The sequence below is a fragment of the Gymnodinialimonas sp. genome (assembly GCF_059726805.1).
In genome coordinates this window covers 3,411,007-3,427,311 of the sequence record NZ_AP041059.1, presented here as the reverse complement: position 1 = coordinate 3,427,311, position 16,305 = coordinate 3,411,007, and the positions used below count along the sequence as shown (strand labels likewise).

Below are 16,305 nucleotides of genomic sequence, written 5' to 3'. Positions count from 1 at the left end.
ATGAGAGCGTTCAGCCGTGTTTCCAGGCCAGAATTCTTGCGTGCCCCAGCGCTCAGCCGAGCCATATTGGAACTCGTCGTGGCCTTAGGCACGTGATCTCAATTTGACGCCCGCCGACGCTGATAGCGGCGCTCATAAAGCAACCGATAGGCGGTGGCCGAAGCGGGCAAGTGCTCTTTCGTGGCCTGAACGTATGTGTCGTTATCGGTGCCGCGCATGGCGTCGATGATCGCGTGGTGTTGCGCGATGACATTCTGCATATGGGTCTTGTCGTCGTATTTTACGACCCGGATCGGCTGCGCGATTCGGGCGTGTTGCGCAATCAGCGCAACTAGGCGGGGGTTCTCACAGCAGGCGAACTGAACCTCGTGAAATTCTTGGTTCAGCCAGAACACGTCGCGCACGTCACCGGCTTCGAACGCGGCTGCGTGACGTTTGGCGATATCCTCCAAACGGTCGGTGATCTGGCTCTCGACGGGCAGTTTCGTGCGCGCGGCGGCTGCTGTCTCCAGAACGATGCGCACATCGTAAAGCGCATCAACCTCATCGGGGGTCAACTCCACCACTTCGACGCCGCGATGGGGCCATCGCACCAAAAGCCCTTGCGTCTCCAACAGCGCAAATGCGCTGCGAACCGCGTGGCGTTTGGCATTGTACTGGGCCATCACGCTGTCTTCCGTGATGCGACTGCCCGGGGCGTAAATCCCGAAGATGATATCGTTTTCGAGGTCTTGTTCGAGTTGGGTCGACATGGATTTCTCGTTCATACTCGGTCTTGTAACCATACTCATAACCGAGGCACATGCACCATCAATAAGATTATCAATAATAATATTGACGATAATGGGGCGGGCGCTTAACCATAGGTCAATCATTGTCAGGGAGGATATGATGAGAGTTTTCACAAGCACGCTGGCCATCGCCGCAGCCCTTGCCGCAGGCCACGCCAGCGCGTGGGAGGCCACGGAAGGCCAGCCTTTCGCCGGACAAACGGTGCGCATCCTGGCGGTGACATCCAGCCAGTTCCAAGCCCATGAAGCCCGCGTCGGCGCGTTTGAAGAGGCCACAGGCATCGACGTCGAAGTCGACTATGTGCCATTCCCCAACATGCGCGAAGCGCTGACCGCCGAGATGATCGGCGGCGGTGGCGACTATGACGTTGTGTCGATCATGGATCAGTGGGTGCCGTCGCTGACGAACCTGATCCAGCCCATCGGTGACGGCATCGCCGCCCAGGGCACCGACCTGTCCGACTTCCCCGCCGCCCACATGCGCCACGGCATGATCGACGGAGAGCTCTACGGCCTGCCCGTGCGCGGCCACGTGCAGCTGATGTTCTACCGCACCGACTTGTTTGAGCAGGCAGGCGTCGAGGTGCCCCAGACCTGGGCCGAGGTTGTGACTGCGGGCCAGGCGATCCAGGAGGCCACCGATGCCTCGGGCATCGCGCTGCCTTACGGGCGGTTGAATGGCCAGAACCTGATGGTTTGGATGAACCTGCTGTGGGGCCATGGCGGCGATCTGTTCGACGATGCGGGACAGCCGATCTTCAACTCGGATGCCGGTGTCATGGCGACCGAGCAATACATCAACTTCCTGACTGTGGACGAAGTCGCCCCGGCCGGATCCGCCGTATTTGTCGAACAGGACGCCGTGAACAGCTTCAAGCAGGGCAATTCCGCCATGCTGCCGGTCTGGTGGTGGGTCTCGTCCCAGCTGACGGACCCGGAGCAGTCCACGATCACGGCGGATCAGTTGGGCTTCGCGGCACTGCCCACGGTGACGGGCGCGGATCGGACGACGTTCACCAACACCTGGATCTTTGGTGTGACGGCGGATTCCGACACGCCCGAGGCGGCCATCGAGTACCTTGGTTGGCTGACCGATCCCTCGGTGGAGCGTGACGTGCTGCTTGATCCTGAGCTGAACGAGCTGGTGGCCGTTCACCTGTCCAACATGCGCGACGACGAGGTCAACGCTCGTTGGGGTGGCATCCATTCCGCCGCTGCCGATGCGCTTGAGTCTGCGGATGGTATCGAGTTTGGCGACGATTGGCTGCGCATCGTGGAGGTGTTGGAGACGGCGATCTCCAGCCTGGCTTCCGGCGAGCAGGACGACGTCGGCGCCGCGCTTGACGCCGCTGCCGAGGAAATCGCGGAAATCCGCGGCTGATCGCGCAATCCGCTGCGGCTGCCGTTAGGGTGGCCGCAGCACATTTCCTAAGGGACCAGGCCAGCCATGCGCGATAGATCACTCCAATATTACTTGCTGGTTCCGGGTTTCCTGATCGTCCTTGCGACGACGTTCTACCCTTTGGCCTACTCGCTCACCACGGCATTCCGCGACTGGGACCTGACCCGTTCGCGCCGCCCCGAGGATTGGGTGGGGTTTGACAATTTCATCCGCGCGGCCGGGGAGTCCCACTTCCTCAATTCGCTGTGGGTGACGACCATTTTCGTCGTCTCCTCCGTGATCCTGACCCTCATCATCGCGATGTCGCTGGCGCTTCTGCTGCGCCGCAAGGGCCGCATGCACACCTTCACGCGGATCATCCTGATCCTGCCCTTCGCGATGAGCCCGGCGCTGATCGGCGTTAGCTTTCGGTTCATGTTCAACCCCGAGTTTGGAGTGCTGTCCAACGGCCTCGCCGCGATCTTCCCGACGCTGGAAGGCACGCCCTGGCTCGCCAGCCCGGACCTCGCCATGGCCATCCTTGTAGTTACGGATGTTTGGCACTGGGCGCCTTACATGACGTTTATGTGCCTCGGCGGCCTCGCCTCGATCCCGCGCGAAACGGAGGAGGCCGCGCGCATCGACGGCGCGTCGAACCTGCGCATCATCTTCGGGATCATCCTGCCGCAGATGAAAGGCGTGCTTTTGGTCACCGCGATCCTGAAGACGATTTTCGCGCTGAAGATGTTTGATCAGGTCGTGACGCTGACAGGCGGCGGCCCCGGCACATCGACAGAAACCCTGGCCTATTTCATCTTCAACGTGGGCTTTGAATGGTACGACATGGGCTACGCGTCAGCACTGGCGTGGATCCTGACGGCAATCATGATGACAATCTCGATCTGGTATGTGCGCATGCTGTTGAGCGAGAGAAAGATGGCAACGGCATGATGCGTATACTCTCCTGGTGGGTCGAGCGTGCCCTGTTGGTCTTCATCTGCGTCATCGTGCTGTTCCCGATCGCCTGGATGTTCTTGACCGCCTTCAAACGCCCGATCGACGCCTATTCCCTTTCGCTCAGCTTCACGCCGACGTTCGACAATTTCGTCACCGTCTTCTCGGACCCCTGGAACCTGGGGGACATGGTGCTGAACTCGGTCATCGTGGCCTCCGTCACGGTGTTGATCGCGGTGCCTTGCGCGTCGCTGGCGGCTTATTCGTTCTCAAGATTTCGGGTGAAGGGGCGCAAGTTCCTGTTCTTCCTGATCCTGTCGACGCAATTCATCCCTGCGGTCGTGATCGTGCTGCCGTTCTTCCTGATGTTCCGCACGCTGGACCTTCTGGACACGCGGATCGCGCTGATCATCGTGAACCTCGCCATCGTGACGCCCTTCGTGATCTGGATGATCAAGGGCTACATCGATGCCATCCCCACAGACAGCGAAGAGGCCGCGATGATCGATGGCGCATCACGCCTGCGGGTGATCAAGGATATTGTCCTGCCGATGGCCGCGCCCGGCATCCTGACATCAAGCATCTTCTGCTTCATCCTGACCTGGAACGAGTTCCTGTTCTCTTTGATCCTGACCCGCCGCGACGCGGTCACGCTGCCCGTGGGCCTGGTGAACTTCCGCACCGAACGCGGTGATCTGTGGGAGTTGATGAGCGCTGCCGGTGTCATGATCACCGTTCCGATCTTCATCATGGCCTTGATGATCCAGAAACACTTCACGCGCGGTATGACAGCCGGCGCGGTCAAATAGGGGGCAGGGGCATGGCTGAAGTCCGGCTTGTCGATATCGAGAAACGTTACGGCGCGTTCCATGCGGTCAAGAAGCAGAACCTGACCATCGAGGAAGGGGAGTTTCTGGTGCTGCTGGGCCCCTCGGGCTGCGGCAAGACCACCACGATGCGGATGATCGCGGGGCTGGAGGATATCACCTCGGGCGATCTGATGATCGCGGGGACAAAGGTTAACGATAAACCGCCCAAGGATCGCGACATAGCGATGGTGTTCCAGAACTACGGCCTCTACCCGCATATGTCGGTGGAACAGAACATCGCCTATCCGTTGAAACTGCGCGGCGTGGACAAGGCGACGCGCACTAAACGCGTTCAGGAAACCGCCGAGAAGGTGGAACTGGAAGCGCTTTTGAAGCGGCGCCCGTCCGAGCTGTCGGGCGGCCAACGCCAGCGGGTGGCGCTTGCCCGCGCCATCGTGCGCACGCCGAAGATATTCTTGATGGATGAGCCGCTGTCCAACCTCGACGCCAAGCTGCGGGTATCGATGCGAGCCGAGTTGAAGCACCTGCATCACGAACTGGGCGTCACGACCGTCTTCGTGACCCATGACCAGATGGAGGCGATGACGCTCGCTACCCGCGTGGCGGTCATGCGGGACGGACAGATCGTGCAGCTCGATACGCCCAAGAACATCTACTCCAACCCGGTGAACCTGTTTGTCGCGGGCTTCATCGGGTCGCCGTCTATGAACCTGATTGAGGGTAGCGTTTCGGCCGGGGTCTTCACCGCCCCCGGCGTGAAGGTGCCCGTCGACGCGCCCGACCGCGCGGGCGTGGTTCTGGGCATCCGGCCCGAGGATCTGGAGCTGACTGAAAGCGCCGATGCGCCGATCTCTGGAAATCTCTACGCGCTGGAGTTGACCGGAGATTCCACCCTCGTGACCCTGCGTGAGAAGGGCAGTTCCATCTGCGCCCGTGGACCTGCCGAGTTTGAGGCGGCCATCAATTCCCGCTGCATGCTGGCCCCGAAACCGGGCGGACGCGTGCATCTGTTCGACAAAACCTCCGGCGAGCGTCTGGAATTCTGAACTCCTAGCAAGGTGACACCTCCCATGCCCCCTCTTACACAACAAGACGCCGACGCCCGCCACGTCAAACGCTCGGAATATGTCTCTTGCACGGTCGCTTTCATCGACTGCAAGAAACCCGGCTCGCACCTGAAAGAGAACTATTCGATCATTGGTCCCGGCGTGACCTCCTCCGCCGATCAAGTGGTGAATTTGCCTGAGCCCCATGGCTTCAACATCGGGGCGGCAGCGATGCCCAACGGGATCACCAACAACCTGCACATTCACTTCACGGCTGAGGTCTTCATCGTCCAGAAGGGCGAATGGATCTTCCGTTGGGGCTCCAACGGGGAGCATGAATTCAAAGGACGTGAGGGGGACATTCTGTCGGTGCCCACCTGGATTTTCAGGGGCTTTACCAACGACGGCCCCGATGATGGCTGGCTCTTCACGATCCTGGGGGGCGACAACACCGGCGGCGTGATCTTCCACCCCGACATCATCCGTGAAGCGGCGGATTATGGGCTCTATATCTCCAGCGAAAACACCCTGATCGATGCCACGCGCGGGGATGAAGTGCCGGGGGAAGAGGGGCGCATCCCGCCGATGCCAGACGCCGAAGTCGCGGAACTGCGCGAGGTGACGCCCGAGCAAATGCGCAACCACGTTGTCACCTCGGCGGACCGCGACTTCCGTCCCGCGTTCATTGACGAAGGTCTGCCCGGATGCGGGGCAGAGCTTGCGCCGGTCATAGGCTTCGGCCTGACGCAGAACCGAGAGCATGCGACCCCGATCACCAATCCCCATGGCTTCTCCACCGACTGGCTGCGTATGGCCCCCGGCACCCGCGTCAGCCCGTTCGCGCTGCCCGACAAGATGGTGATCATCCTGCACAAGGGCCGGATGCGGGTCACGTTTCACGACGGCGCAGACGTCGCCGTCGATCTGGATGCCTGGGACACTTATTCGATCCCCGCAGATGCCGTGCGGTCGTTTGAGGCCATCGGCGACGAGGTTGTCGAAGCGCTCGTCACCGTGTCGGGGGATCATCGCAAGCGGCCCGTCTTCTCGGAAGATGTCATGGCGGCAGCGGAGGCGGGCGGCACTGGGTTGGACGCAGGCGGCTTCATGGCCAAGGCAGCGCTCTTGCCCCGGTATCGGAGGGCTGGCTGATGCGTTCGAACCTTGTCAAAACGCGCCTTGCGGCAGGCAGCCCCGTTGTGAACGCCTGGCTTTCTATCGGGGCGAGTTATTCGGCGGAAGGCATTGGCCACACGGGCGTGCATTCGGTGACGGTCGATCTGCAACACGGCATGTTCGGCTTTTCCGAGGCGCTGCACATGTTGCAGGCGATTTCGTCCACGCCCGCAACCCCAATGGTGCGCGTGCCGCATCTGGATCCGGCGCAGATCATGCAACTGCTTGATGCGGGCGCTTACGGGATCATCTGCCCGATGATCTCGACCCCCGAACAGGCGGCAGAGCTTGTCGCGGCTTGTCGCTATCCGCCCTACGGCAACCGCAGTTTCGGCCCCTCGCGCGGGTTGCTTTACGGGGGGTCCGATTACGTCGCGAACGCGAACGAAACCGTAATGGCCATCCCGATGATCGAGACGGCGGAGGCGGTGGATCGCATCGACGAAATCCTTGCCGTGGACGGCATCGACATGCTTTACCTCGGCCCCAACGACATGGCTTTTGCATTGGACGGTCATGTGAAGTTCCCGCGCCCGGCGTCGGAGCAAGCCATGGGCAGAGTGCTGTCGCGCGCCACGCAAAAGGGGGTGCCGGTCGGCATATTCTGTGCGGATGCAAAGGAAGCGCGTTTGCGAATGGATGAGGGCTATAGCCTCGTAACACCCGGCAACGATTTCGCCCATTTGACGCGCAGCGTTTCGGGGGCGGTAAAGGAACTCTTGGACGTTGAAAGGCCAGATCTTGCCGCTGCTACAGGAAGCCATGGTTATTGATCCGCCGGAACGGCGGTCTTGGGTCTTGCTGCCGGGCACCCTCTGTACGGGCGCCGTCTTCGACGGCTTTCTCGATGCCCTCGGCGTGCCAACAGACGCCCGTGAGGATGTTGAACTGACCCATCCCAATGTCGAAGACTACGCCGAGGTGTTGGCCAAAGTCCCTTCTGACGCCATCATCTGTGGCTTCTCCCTTGGTGCCATCGTCACGGCCCACGTGGCAGACCGGCTGAGGGCTTCACAGATCGTTTTGTTCGGCCTGAACCCCCACGCAGACGACCCTGCTAAACACGACGGGAGGCTGGCCTTGGCCCGCGACGTAAGCGAACGCGGCGGTGCGGCAGCCCTAGCAGAGCGTTTGCCTGCTTTGGCGGGGGCGAGCCCCGAGACCGCTCGGGCGCTGGTCCTGTCGATGGCCGATGAAACGAGCCATCTCATCGAGGCTCATACGAAACTTGCGTTGGGTCGGCCCGGCGCATTGGAACCGCTTGGCCAATCCCAGCGCCCCATCACCTTCTTGACGGGCACGCAAGACACGCAGGCGCCCTTGCGTTTGGCCCAGGAAGCGGCGGCAGCCGCGCCACGGGGCCAGGTGGTCGCGCTGGAAGGCCTTGGCCACTACGCATTGGTGGAAGATCCCGCTGCCTGCGCCCATGCGCTTCGTGACGTCTGGGCATCCGAATGACCCTTTCCCAAGATCTGCTGGCCCGTCTAAGGGATTGCGATACGCCCACTGTGTGCAACGCGATCGAAGTGGCCCAAGGCCGCCGGGGTTTTGCAGGGTTCACCCGCGCCACCATGTCCTGGTCCGGCGATCTTTATACACGGATCGTGGGGTTCGCCCGAACGGCCCACATCGCAGGCCGCCAGCCGCCAGACGAGCCACCAGACGTTCTGCGCGCCCGGCGGATGGCCTATTTCCGCGCGATGGCCGGTGGCGCGCGTCCCGGTGTCGCGGTGGTTAAGGATATGGACGGAGAGGCGGCACTCGGCGCGTGGTGGGGCGAGGTTCATGCCGCCGTTCACGCAAACGTCTTCGGCCTCGCTGGCGCGGTCACGAACGGGCTGATGCGCGATCTTGGTGATTTGCCCGCGTCGTTTCCGGTGCTTGCTGGTGGCATTGGCCCAAGCCACGGCTTTGTTCACGTCCGCCAGATCGGCGCGCCGGTCGAGATCTTTGGCCTGAGCGTCGCGCAGGGGGATCTGATCCACGCCGATGTCCATGGCGCTTTGGTCATTCCTCCCGAGGTCTTGCCGGTCCTAGACGCCGCTCTGGATAAACTCGCCCAAAGCGAAGCCTTGGTTCTGGGCCCGCTTGCGGATGGCCCTGTCAGCTTTGAAGCGTTCGAAGCCCACTGGGCCGCGTTTGAGAAGGCCCGGACCTGACGTTTGTCCCGGTTCCGGGCCAACATTTCTACCGTTAATCAAGCCCGTCCGGCAGTCTGCTCATGACCCGGAGCAGCAAGACCGCAGCAACCCCGCAGGCGAGCGAGGCGAGCATGGCAAGTACGACAGCACTTTGAAACGTCCCGGTCCGGTCAAACAGGGCGGCGCCCACCCAAGGGGCGCAGAACCCGGCAAATCCCCAGGCAAGGAAAATGCGCGAAAATCGGCGCTGAAATTCCGCCGCCCCGTAGGTGGCGCGGACCAGGTTGGGGATGGCCGAAGCAATGACGCCGTAACCTCCGGCAATCACGCAAAGCCCCAGCGCAAGCGCCCCGGCCCCGTGAGCCAACAGCGTCATTGCGAGCCCGAAAATGCCGAGGCCAGTGGCGACAAATACTACCGTGATGGGTGTAATGACCCGAGTGAACCCGGCTACCGACAACCGTCCGCCCGTATTTCCGATCGCAATTCCTGCAAGCGTCAGGCTGGCCAGACCCGCCGGCGCGCTTGCGACGTCCAACATCTTGGCAGCAAGGCCAAGCACCATCAGACCTGCGAAGGAGCCCAAGGCAAAGATCGCCCAGATCAGCGGAAATACTACCCGGGGCGGCGTGCTGCGCACAGGTTTCGCTCGTTCCAGCGTCGGAGGAGCTGATGCTTGGTCCTTAGGCCGCGCTTCGATGGCCAGTGACGCGAGCGCGAGACAGATAACAAGAGGCCAGATCGCCGACAGCCCCCAGGCCTCACCCAACAAGCGCCATAGGGGGCCGAACACGGCGCCGCCCTGGCCGAAGCTCGCCACCATCAGCGGCGTGGCCATCCTGTGGTACGGGCTCTGCGCTGATATCGTGACGGACGCGACGTAGATTGCCCCCGATAGCGTTCCGAACCCGCCGCTAAAGAACAGGACGAATAGGGGATAACTTGGCGCTGCGAGGGCCAGGATCAGGGCAAACGCAGCCCCTACGCCGAACGCAGCGACGCGCCTGAGCGGGTGCCATTGCGGCAGAACATGCGGTGTGCCGATCACGGCAGCGGTGAAACAAACGATCGCCAACGAGAACACGAGGCCCGTTTGCGCCGTGCTGACGCCGAACTGCGCCTGAAGCGGGTCGATCAGGGCGCTCCACCCGTATAGCCCACCCGCGCAGAAACACAGCGGGCAAACCACTAGCACAGGGCGCCAGGGGTTGCTCACGGGGCTGAACGGGCAAGGGGCAGCACAGGGCAGCAGATCATTATGGGGGGCGTCCTTGGGCGGTGGAATTCAAACTTGTATATACAAATATGTTAAGTCAATGTGGCCGGGCAACTTGACCGTCACCGGACCGCGCCGCTGCCATGCCCGATCACAAGGTTACCGTTTCCGGGGCTGCGCTGACGCCCTACAACCGTCGCAAGGATGGCACCGGCCCGCGGGACTGGGCCGTTGAGGCGGCCGCTGACGCGCTTGCGATGTCGGGTGTGGAGCCTTCCCAGATCGACGCGCTGTTTGTGGCGTCGGAGAGCGATTTCTTCTCGCTCCAACTCAATCCGGCCTCCATCCTCGCGTCGGACTTGGGACTTGCCGGGGTGGAAGCCGTGCGCTGCGAGGGCGGCGGCGCGTCGGGTCAAGTGGCCGTCCAAGCGGCGGTGCGCGCGATCCGGTCAGGCGCGGCGTCGCAGGCCTTGGTCGTGGGTGTGGACCCGTCAGCATCCTCACTGTCGGGCGATGCGATCCGAACCCTTTATGGATACTCCTTTGACGCCTGGACGGATGGGATGACCGGCTTGACCTCCACGGCGCTATACGCGCTGTCCTATCAGGCATTCGCGGCGCGCCATGGTTTGCGCGAGGCAGATTTGACGGCGGTTGTTCAAGCCAACCGGGCCAACGCCCGCGCTAACCCCGGCGCTCATCTGCCCCGTGACGATACAGATGCGGCGATTGCAGAAAGCCCGATGATCGCCAGCCCTTACCGGCGGCTCCATTGCTCCCCGCTGAGCGATGGGGCGGCGGCGTTGGTCCTGTCGCGCGATGGCCGGGCCGATGCGCCGAGGATTGCGGGCGTGGGGGCGGCAACGGACCACATGCATCTGGGCGCCCGTCCTGACCCCGGCGCGTTCACCGCCAAGACCTCCGCCATGGCGCGTGCCTGTGCGGATGCCCGCGTGACCCCTGATCAGGTCGGTCTGGTCGAGGTCTACGACGCTTACGCGGGCGCGCAGTTGCAAGCGCTCCACGCGCTGGGCGTGTCGGAAGACCCAGCAAGGGATCTGCGCGAGGGGCGATTTGCGAAGGACGGTCCGTGCCCGGTGAACCTGTCGGGTGGATTGATGGGACAAGGCGCCCCGGTGGGCGCCACGGGCGTGGGGCAGGTGGGCACCTGCGCGTTGATCCTGGAGGGGCGCTATCACAAGGGCCTGCAACCGGATGACCCACCGCGTTATGCCGTCGCTGACACCCACGGCGGCATCTGCACGACCGCCGCCGTCACCATACTGGAAAGGGCGGCTTGATGGTAGATCTGACACTCTCCCTGTCCTACACGCTCGCGCCCGGGTGGATGACGCCGTTTGTCGAGGCCGTCATGAAGGGCGAGGCCTTGGCCCGGCGCTGCGCTGATTGTGCGAAGACGAGTTTCCCGCCGCAACGCACGTGTTCCTGCGGTCAGCGCCAGGGCGAATGGCATCGCCTGAACGGCGAGGCCACGGTGCTTTACCGCACCATTGGCTCGGACGGCGATTTCGCACTGGCTCAATTCGACGGTGCCGACACGAAAAGCACGCTGAGGTTGGCTGGTTTCCCACCGGATCTTATGCGCGGCACCTTGATCGCGCCCGAGGGAGACCTGCCTGCTCTGATCCTCGCACCGCGAGAGGGCCCATGACGCAACCTCTCCCGATTGACCTTCCGCCTGAACGCCTCGCGCAATTGAACCTGCGCAAGGACGGCGACGGCCATGCCATCACCTGGGGGCCGGGCGCCAACATCTATCACATGACGCTCGGCAAGCATCTATCTTCGGAAATGCAGCACCGCCCGGCCATGATCTTTGAGGACGCCCATGGACAGGCTCACGTTCAAACCTTTGCCGAGGTGGAGCGTGCTGCAACGAGCCTTGCCGCCTCCCTGAAGGCCTTGGGCTATGGGCGCGGCGACTTGATCGGGATCCATACCGGGCAGCATCCCGACACCGCCGTGGCCCATATGGCGGTCTGCAAACTGGGCGGCGTCGCGGTCACGCTGTCGCAGCTCTACGGGCCGGACTCGCTCCGCCACGCCATGGAAGATTGCCAACTTCCGGTCATGCTGACGACATCGGAAGCGTGGGATGTCATGCGTTCAGAGGCGGAGGGGATGCCGTTCCTCAAGCACGTTCTGACGCGCGCGCCTCTTGTCGGGGAACATGATCTGGCGGCAGCCATGGCGACCGATGCGACAGGTTTCACGCCGGACTATACCGGGGCCGATGATCCAGCCCTTTTGATGTATACGTCGGGCTCTACCGGCAAGCCCAAGGGCATCTTACACGGGCACCGGATCCTGGCGGCCTACACGCCATCGATCAACCTGTTCTTCGACCTCAGCATGGAAGATGAGGATGCTGTTTTCTGGTCCCCCTCCGATTGGGCCTGGGTTGGCGGGCTGCTCGACATGTTGTTCCCGGCCTGGATGGCAGGACGGCCCATCGCCACCTCGCTGGAGCGTTTCACGGCTGAATACGCCTATGATTTCATGGCGCGCCATCATGTGACCCATACCTTCCTCGCCCCCACCGCGATCAAAAGGCTGGCACAGACAGAATACCCCCGCGATGACTACGACCTGTCGCTGCGGGTGATCTGCACGGGCGGAGAGGCGCTGGCCGCAGACACGCTGACCTGGGCCGAAACGCGCCTTGGCGTGGTCTGCAACGAGTTCTACGGCATGACCGAGGTGAACCACCTGATCGGCAATTGCGCAGCGTTGTTCCCGCGCAGGCCGGGGTCCATGGGCCGTGCGTATCCGGGCCACACGGTCTTGTTGGTCGACGCCGACGGCCAAGAGGTCGACGACGGAGAGCCGGGAGAGATCGTGACCCTGGCAACGTCGCCAACGCGCTTCCTTGGCTACCTCAACAACCCCGAAAAAGACGCCGCGATGATGCATGCGGGTTACCTGCGCACGAACGATTTGGCGGTGCGCGATGGGGAGGGGTACTTCTGGTACAAGGGACGGTCAGATGATCTGATCAAATCCTCCGGCTTTCGCATCGGCCCGGCGGAGATCGAGGAATGCCTGCTGGCCCACGCGGCCGTGGCCGAGGTGGCCGTTATCGGCAAGCCGGATGTTGATCGGGGCAGCATCGTAAAGGCCTTCGTGAAACCGCGGGCGGGGGTCACTGCCAACGACGCCTTGACCGCAGAGTTACGGGCGCAGGTGAAAACGCGCCTTGCAGGCTACAAGGCACCGCGAGAGATCGAATACGTCGACGGGTTCGAGATGACGTCATCGGGCAAGATCAACCGCCGGGCCTTACGGGCGCTGGAGCAAGCCCGTGCGGAGGGCACCAAATGAGGTCGATGCACCGTCCAGCCGATCAGAGCGCTGCGATCCGTGGTGCTTGCTGCCGTGAAGAAGCCAGGCACGTTGGCGACAGGGCGCTTTGGCCCCATGAACAAGCCAAAACTACTTGGATTGTGTGAAGGATAAGGGACATGGAAAAGGTCGCGACACCGAAATACGAGCATACCTACCGCGTCATCCTGGGGCGCCTGAAGGACGGTCGCTACCCGATTGGCGGCCGCATCCCGACGGAGGGCGAGCTGGCCAAACAATTCGAAGTCAGCCGCGTCACCATTCGCCGTGCGCTCGATATGTTGGTCCAGGACGGCTACGTCGAAAGCAAACAGGGCAGTGGCTATACTGTCCTGACGCTCTCGCCCGCTTCAGACACCTGCCTGACCTCTTTCACGGACGCCATGCTGCGCGCGGGTCACGAGCCGACGTCGCGGTTCCTGTCGCTGGATGCGTTTGACGCGGGCGCCCCTGAACTTGCCGGGCTGCCGCCCGAGATGGACGGCGTGCCGATCACCCGCGTGACCCGCCTGCGGTTGGTCGATGGCGTGCCGCGAATGCTGGTGGTGACCTACGCGCCGCAAGCTTTGCTGAAGGGCGCGCGAGCAGAGGACTTCCCCGAAACCGGCCCCAGCCAATCCATCCTGCGCATCCTCAGCGGGCGGTTCCAGCTTGAATGGTCGGCGGCCTGCGAGGACATCAGCCCGGTTCTGGCCGATGCCGATATGGCGCGCATATTTGAGATCGCGCCCGGTCAGCCGCTGCTGAAACAAGCGTGCTCGGCTTACGATGACCGGGGTCAGATGATCTTTCACGAGGACGTCTTCCGCAATGGAACCGTCAGTTTCAACCTGTCGCAGCGTGCCCGTACCCCGCGCCATGACGTCCAGTAGCTGAACATAGGAAGGCCCGCCGTGACCCAGTTTCCCCCCCTATCCGCTGACCTGATGAAGGCGCGTCTGACGCCCCCCAAAGGTGGCCCCGTGCGCCTGCTGATCGATACGGACACGGCCAATGAGATTGACGATCAATATGCGCTCGCCTGGGCGTTGCTCAGCCCTGAAAAGATGACTGTTGAGGCCGTTACCGCCGAGCCATACTCTTTCGCGCACCACCAGCCCGAGCTTCTGGCCGCCGAGCGCGCGCGCGAGTCAGGCGACCCCCACAAAGAGCACCTGGTTGGCGGCTTTCAGGGCTGGATCGACCGTTTGCACGTCGCCGGTCGGCGCGCGGCCGATCTGGAGTTCACGTTGCCACCCGAAGGGATGGAGCGCAGCTATCAGGAGATCCTGACGATCTACGACAAGTTGGGGATCCCGTCCGAGGGCAAGGTCTTTCGCGGCGCACCGCGCTACATGAAAACGCCTGACGATATCGTGGGCTCCGAGGCCGTGGACACCATCATCGACCTCGCCAAATCCGGTGACGCGCCGCTTTACATTGCCGCCATGGGTTGTGTGACCAACATCGCGGCCGCCCTGCTACGCGCCCCCGAAATCCTGGAGCGGATCGTGGTGATCTGGACGTCGGCCTATCCGTCCCACGCGCCCCATTGCAACCGGCCTTCCCTCAACCTCGTGCAAGATGTCCACGCCTCGCGCCTGATCTTCGACAGCGGCGTGCCGCACATCTATCTGCCGGGCTACCATGTTGGCGCGCAGCTAAAGATTTCGCGGTCCGAGATGGAGGCCCATGTGAAAGGGCAGGGGGCAATCGGCGACTACCTCTGGCACCTCTACACCAACAACCCGCTGCATGAGATGTTCGCGATTTCCGACAGGGCACGCCGTACCTGGGTGATCTGGGATATCATTAACATCGCCTGGTTGATCGACCCCGATTGGGTGCCCACGTTCGAGACCCCGTCGCCGATCCTGGACCAAGATTTGTTTTGGCAACGTGACCCAGAGCGCCATTTGATGCGCGAGGCCCATGACGTGCAACGCGATGAAATCTTTCTGGATTTCTACAACAAACTGGCCCGCGCGGCTACGTGAAGTCCCGCAAATCAAGGTGCGCGCGCATCGGGCGCCGGCCAAGGGTCTCCATCCTCGTCCAGGCGCCGAACTCTGCCAGGACGTCGGCGTGGGTGTCGGGGATCAGCACGAAGTGATGCTCCAACCCATGCGCCATGACGCTGGCGACAGTGTCCTCTAAGCTGGCCTTTTCACCGTCGATCACGAAGTCTTCCAGCCACCCCCGGCATCCGGTGAAACCAGAAGGTTCTCGACCCCGGACCGAGGCTGTCATGGTAAACAGCGCCCCCGCATTGCGTGCGATGCGGAAGACCGTGACGGGGCCGTCGCGGAACACCAGATCACTGATTGCGCCAAAGATGGGCCCCTCATCAGTGCCACGTCCAATCATCGGGTGATTGATCCACGCCGCGCCCCGGTCATCGGCCAGATAGAGTGGCCCGCCGCCGCCGTGCCAGACCAACAGCTGCCCCGCGTCGAGGTCGGGCTCGGTCATGTCGAGCAGATAGCCGACGCGTCCGGTGATCGCCTTGGCGACCAATTGAGTGATCGCGCCAAGCACATCTCCTTCTGAGGCCACGGGTATCGCGTGCTTTTCCTCCAGCCAGGTGAAAGCCGCGCCGGGATGCATGCCTGGATCGGCCTGCAGAGCGGGCCAATCGCTGACGGCCAGCGCGTCATAGCCCCCGGCCTCAGTCATGTCCTTGAGCGCCAAGGCAGCCCGCGCCGTCAAAGCCATTTGCGCATCGCTGACGCCGTCGACCCGTGCGGCCCCGGCCATCGTCGCGACCTCTGCCGCGACACGCGCGTCATCCAGCGCCGCCATCGCGCCCGTCAACTCGTGCATGTCGTGGTGCGCTACTTCCACCCCCAGCCGGGCGCGCAGATCGGAGGTGGAGACTTCCATATTGTAGAAGGTCATCGCCAGCCCCCCGATCACCCCGATCCGCGCGCCTTGGAGCGTTTTGGCCGCACTTACTGCGCGCAAAGTCGTGGACAGCCGCGACCGCAGGGCGGGGCTTTCAGGGGCGCCGTGATACCATTGAACGGGCCTTGTTTTCAGATCGCGGACCAGACGCGCGATGGACATCGACATGTTGAGCGAGACGAAATTGTTCAACTGCACGTCGCCTTCCCGGACCGGTTCTGGCACCGACCAAAAGCCCACGCGGAACTCGGACGCGGCGACGGCTCGGGCCACATCGCCCATAGAGAATCCGCCGTGAAGGAGCAGCACAAAATCCACGTCTTCTGCCCGGCAGGCGTTCAACGCGGCCTCCGTGTCGCGCGCATCCATCGGGATGTCCGGGACGACGAACAAATCTGCCCCCACTTCAGCGCAGACTTCTGCCAATCGAGCCTCTGCCGCCTGCCACACGCCGTGGGTATGGGGGAAGTAACTGGGCAAGGACGCCCGGATCAGCCCGACCTTCATGGGACTACCTTTCATGA

Annotated in this window: 16 protein-coding genes; 13 read left to right on the top strand and 3 right to left on the bottom strand. The window is 62.8% G+C overall.

Features of this window, described 5'->3' with window-relative positions; translation table 11 throughout:
* Nucleotides 1–98: 98 nt before the first annotated feature.
* Nucleotides 99–752, bottom strand: a complete 654-nt coding sequence (locus AC6I9R_RS16715; protein WP_461427345.1) for a GntR family transcriptional regulator — start codon at nt 750–752, stop codon at nt 99–101.
* Nucleotides 753–891: 139 nt separating this feature from the next.
* On the opposite strand from AC6I9R_RS16715, the gene AC6I9R_RS16710 reads away from it, so the two are divergent.
* The 8 genes from AC6I9R_RS16710 to AC6I9R_RS16675 all read left to right on the top strand — a co-directional run bounded on the left by AC6I9R_RS16710 (nt 892) and on the right by AC6I9R_RS16675 (nt 8,337).
* Nucleotides 892–2,172: an ABC transporter substrate-binding protein gene (locus AC6I9R_RS16710; protein WP_461427346.1), complete on the top strand. Its 1,281-nt coding sequence runs from the start codon at nt 892–894 to the stop codon at nt 2,170–2,172.
* A gap of 66 nt (nt 2,173–2,238) precedes the next feature.
* Nucleotides 2,239–3,123 (top strand): carbohydrate ABC transporter permease, encoded by an 885-nt coding sequence (locus tag AC6I9R_RS16705; protein WP_461427347.1) that lies wholly within the window; start codon nt 2,239–2,241, stop codon nt 3,121–3,123.
* Nucleotides 3,120–3,935, top strand: coding sequence for a carbohydrate ABC transporter permease (locus AC6I9R_RS16700; RefSeq protein ID WP_461427348.1), 816 nt, complete (start codon nt 3,120–3,122; stop codon nt 3,933–3,935). Before AC6I9R_RS16705 ends, AC6I9R_RS16700 begins: the two co-directional genes overlap by 4 nt.
* Before the next feature lie 11 nt (nt 3,936–3,946).
* Nucleotides 3,947–5,002 carry an ABC transporter ATP-binding protein gene (locus AC6I9R_RS16695; protein WP_461427349.1) on the top strand — a complete coding sequence of 352 codons (1,056 nt, stop codon included), beginning with the start codon at nt 3,947–3,949 and terminating at the stop codon, nt 5,000–5,002.
* 24 nt (nt 5,003–5,026) lie between these two features.
* On the top strand, nt 5,027–6,154 hold the full coding sequence (locus tag AC6I9R_RS16690; protein WP_461427350.1) for a cupin domain-containing protein: 1,128 nt from the start codon (nt 5,027–5,029) through the stop codon (nt 6,152–6,154).
* Nucleotides 6,154–6,951 (top strand): HpcH/HpaI aldolase family protein, encoded by a 798-nt coding sequence (locus AC6I9R_RS16685; RefSeq protein ID WP_461427351.1) that lies wholly within the window; start codon nt 6,154–6,156, stop codon nt 6,949–6,951. The genes AC6I9R_RS16690 and AC6I9R_RS16685 overlap by 1 nt, the downstream gene beginning before the upstream one ends.
* Nucleotides 6,941–7,636 carry an alpha/beta fold hydrolase gene (locus tag AC6I9R_RS16680; RefSeq protein WP_461427352.1) on the top strand — a complete coding sequence of 232 codons (696 nt, stop codon included), beginning with the start codon at nt 6,941–6,943 and terminating at the stop codon, nt 7,634–7,636. Before AC6I9R_RS16685 ends, AC6I9R_RS16680 begins: the two co-directional genes overlap by 11 nt.
* Complete coding sequence (locus AC6I9R_RS16675) at nt 7,633–8,337, top strand: RraA family protein (protein WP_461427353.1); 705 nt, start codon at nt 7,633–7,635, stop codon at nt 8,335–8,337. The genes AC6I9R_RS16680 and AC6I9R_RS16675 overlap by 4 nt, the downstream gene beginning before the upstream one ends.
* A 34-nt stretch (nt 8,338–8,371) precedes the next feature.
* On the opposite strand, the gene AC6I9R_RS16670 is transcribed toward AC6I9R_RS16675, so the two are convergent.
* Nucleotides 8,372–9,535: an MFS transporter gene (locus tag AC6I9R_RS16670; RefSeq protein WP_461427354.1), complete on the bottom strand. Its 1,164-nt coding sequence runs from the start codon at nt 9,533–9,535 to the stop codon at nt 8,372–8,374.
* Nucleotides 9,536–9,678: 143 nt separating this feature from the next.
* On the opposite strand from AC6I9R_RS16670, the gene AC6I9R_RS16665 reads away from it, so the two are divergent.
* From AC6I9R_RS16665 to AC6I9R_RS16645, 5 genes are all read left to right on the top strand, one after another.
* Entirely contained in the window at nt 9,679–10,836 is a 1,158-nt protein-coding gene (locus AC6I9R_RS16665; RefSeq protein ID WP_461427355.1) for a thiolase family protein, read from the top strand.
* Nucleotides 10,836–11,207: a PhlB family protein gene (locus AC6I9R_RS16660; protein ID WP_461427356.1), complete on the top strand. Its 372-nt coding sequence runs from the start codon at nt 10,836–10,838 to the stop codon at nt 11,205–11,207. The genes AC6I9R_RS16665 and AC6I9R_RS16660 overlap by 1 nt, the downstream gene beginning before the upstream one ends.
* Nucleotides 11,204–12,877 carry an AMP-binding protein gene (locus AC6I9R_RS16655; RefSeq protein WP_461427357.1) on the top strand — a complete coding sequence of 558 codons (1,674 nt, stop codon included), beginning with the start codon at nt 11,204–11,206 and terminating at the stop codon, nt 12,875–12,877. Before AC6I9R_RS16660 ends, AC6I9R_RS16655 begins: the two co-directional genes overlap by 4 nt.
* A gap of 140 nt (nt 12,878–13,017) precedes the next feature.
* On the top strand, nt 13,018–13,770 hold the full coding sequence (locus tag AC6I9R_RS16650; RefSeq protein ID WP_461427358.1) for a GntR family transcriptional regulator: 753 nt from the start codon (nt 13,018–13,020) through the stop codon (nt 13,768–13,770).
* A gap of 21 nt (nt 13,771–13,791) precedes the next feature.
* A complete protein-coding gene (locus tag AC6I9R_RS16645) occupies nt 13,792–14,874 on the top strand; it encodes a nucleoside hydrolase (protein WP_461427359.1) in 1,083 nt (360 codons plus the stop codon).
* Here AC6I9R_RS16645 and AC6I9R_RS16640 read toward each other — a convergent pair.
* Nucleotides 14,867–16,303 (bottom strand): L-fucose/L-arabinose isomerase family protein, encoded by a 1,437-nt coding sequence (locus AC6I9R_RS16640; protein ID WP_461427360.1) that lies wholly within the window; start codon nt 16,301–16,303, stop codon nt 14,867–14,869. The genes AC6I9R_RS16645 and AC6I9R_RS16640 overlap by 8 nt on opposite strands.
* Nucleotides 16,304–16,305: the final 2 nt, after the last annotated feature.

Excerpts from the sequence above, each read along its gene's own strand:
- AC6I9R_RS16685 (WP_461427351.1), top strand. The coding sequence starts at position 6,154 with ATGCGTTCGAACCTTGTCAAAACGCGCCTTGCGGCAGGCAGCCCCGTT.
- AC6I9R_RS16710 (WP_461427346.1), top strand. The coding sequence starts at position 892 with ATGAGAGTTTTCACAAGCACGCTGGCCATCGCCGCAGCCCTTGCCGCA.
- AC6I9R_RS16680 (WP_461427352.1), top strand. The coding sequence starts at position 6,941 with ATGGTTATTGATCCGCCGGAACGGCGGTCTTGGGTCTTGCTGCCGGGC.
- AC6I9R_RS16690 (WP_461427350.1), top strand. The coding sequence starts at position 5,027 with ATGCCCCCTCTTACACAACAAGACGCCGACGCCCGCCACGTCAAACGC.
- AC6I9R_RS16715 (WP_461427345.1), bottom strand. The coding sequence starts at position 752 with ATGTCGACCCAACTCGAACAAGACCTCGAAAACGATATCATCTTCGGG.
- AC6I9R_RS16695 (WP_461427349.1), top strand. The coding sequence starts at position 3,947 with ATGGCTGAAGTCCGGCTTGTCGATATCGAGAAACGTTACGGCGCGTTC.
- AC6I9R_RS16700 (WP_461427348.1), top strand. The coding sequence starts at position 3,120 with ATGATGCGTATACTCTCCTGGTGGGTCGAGCGTGCCCTGTTGGTCTTC.
- AC6I9R_RS16705 (WP_461427347.1), top strand. The coding sequence starts at position 2,239 with ATGCGCGATAGATCACTCCAATATTACTTGCTGGTTCCGGGTTTCCTG.
- AC6I9R_RS16675 (WP_461427353.1), top strand. The coding sequence starts at position 7,633 with ATGACCCTTTCCCAAGATCTGCTGGCCCGTCTAAGGGATTGCGATACG.
- AC6I9R_RS16660 (WP_461427356.1), top strand. The coding sequence starts at position 10,836 with ATGGTAGATCTGACACTCTCCCTGTCCTACACGCTCGCGCCCGGGTGG.
- AC6I9R_RS16655 (WP_461427357.1), top strand. The coding sequence starts at position 11,204 with ATGACGCAACCTCTCCCGATTGACCTTCCGCCTGAACGCCTCGCGCAA.
- AC6I9R_RS16650 (WP_461427358.1), top strand. The coding sequence starts at position 13,018 with ATGGAAAAGGTCGCGACACCGAAATACGAGCATACCTACCGCGTCATC.
- AC6I9R_RS16640 (WP_461427360.1), bottom strand. The coding sequence starts at position 16,303 with ATGAAAGGTAGTCCCATGAAGGTCGGGCTGATCCGGGCGTCCTTGCCC.
- AC6I9R_RS16665 (WP_461427355.1), top strand. The coding sequence starts at position 9,679 with ATGCCCGATCACAAGGTTACCGTTTCCGGGGCTGCGCTGACGCCCTAC.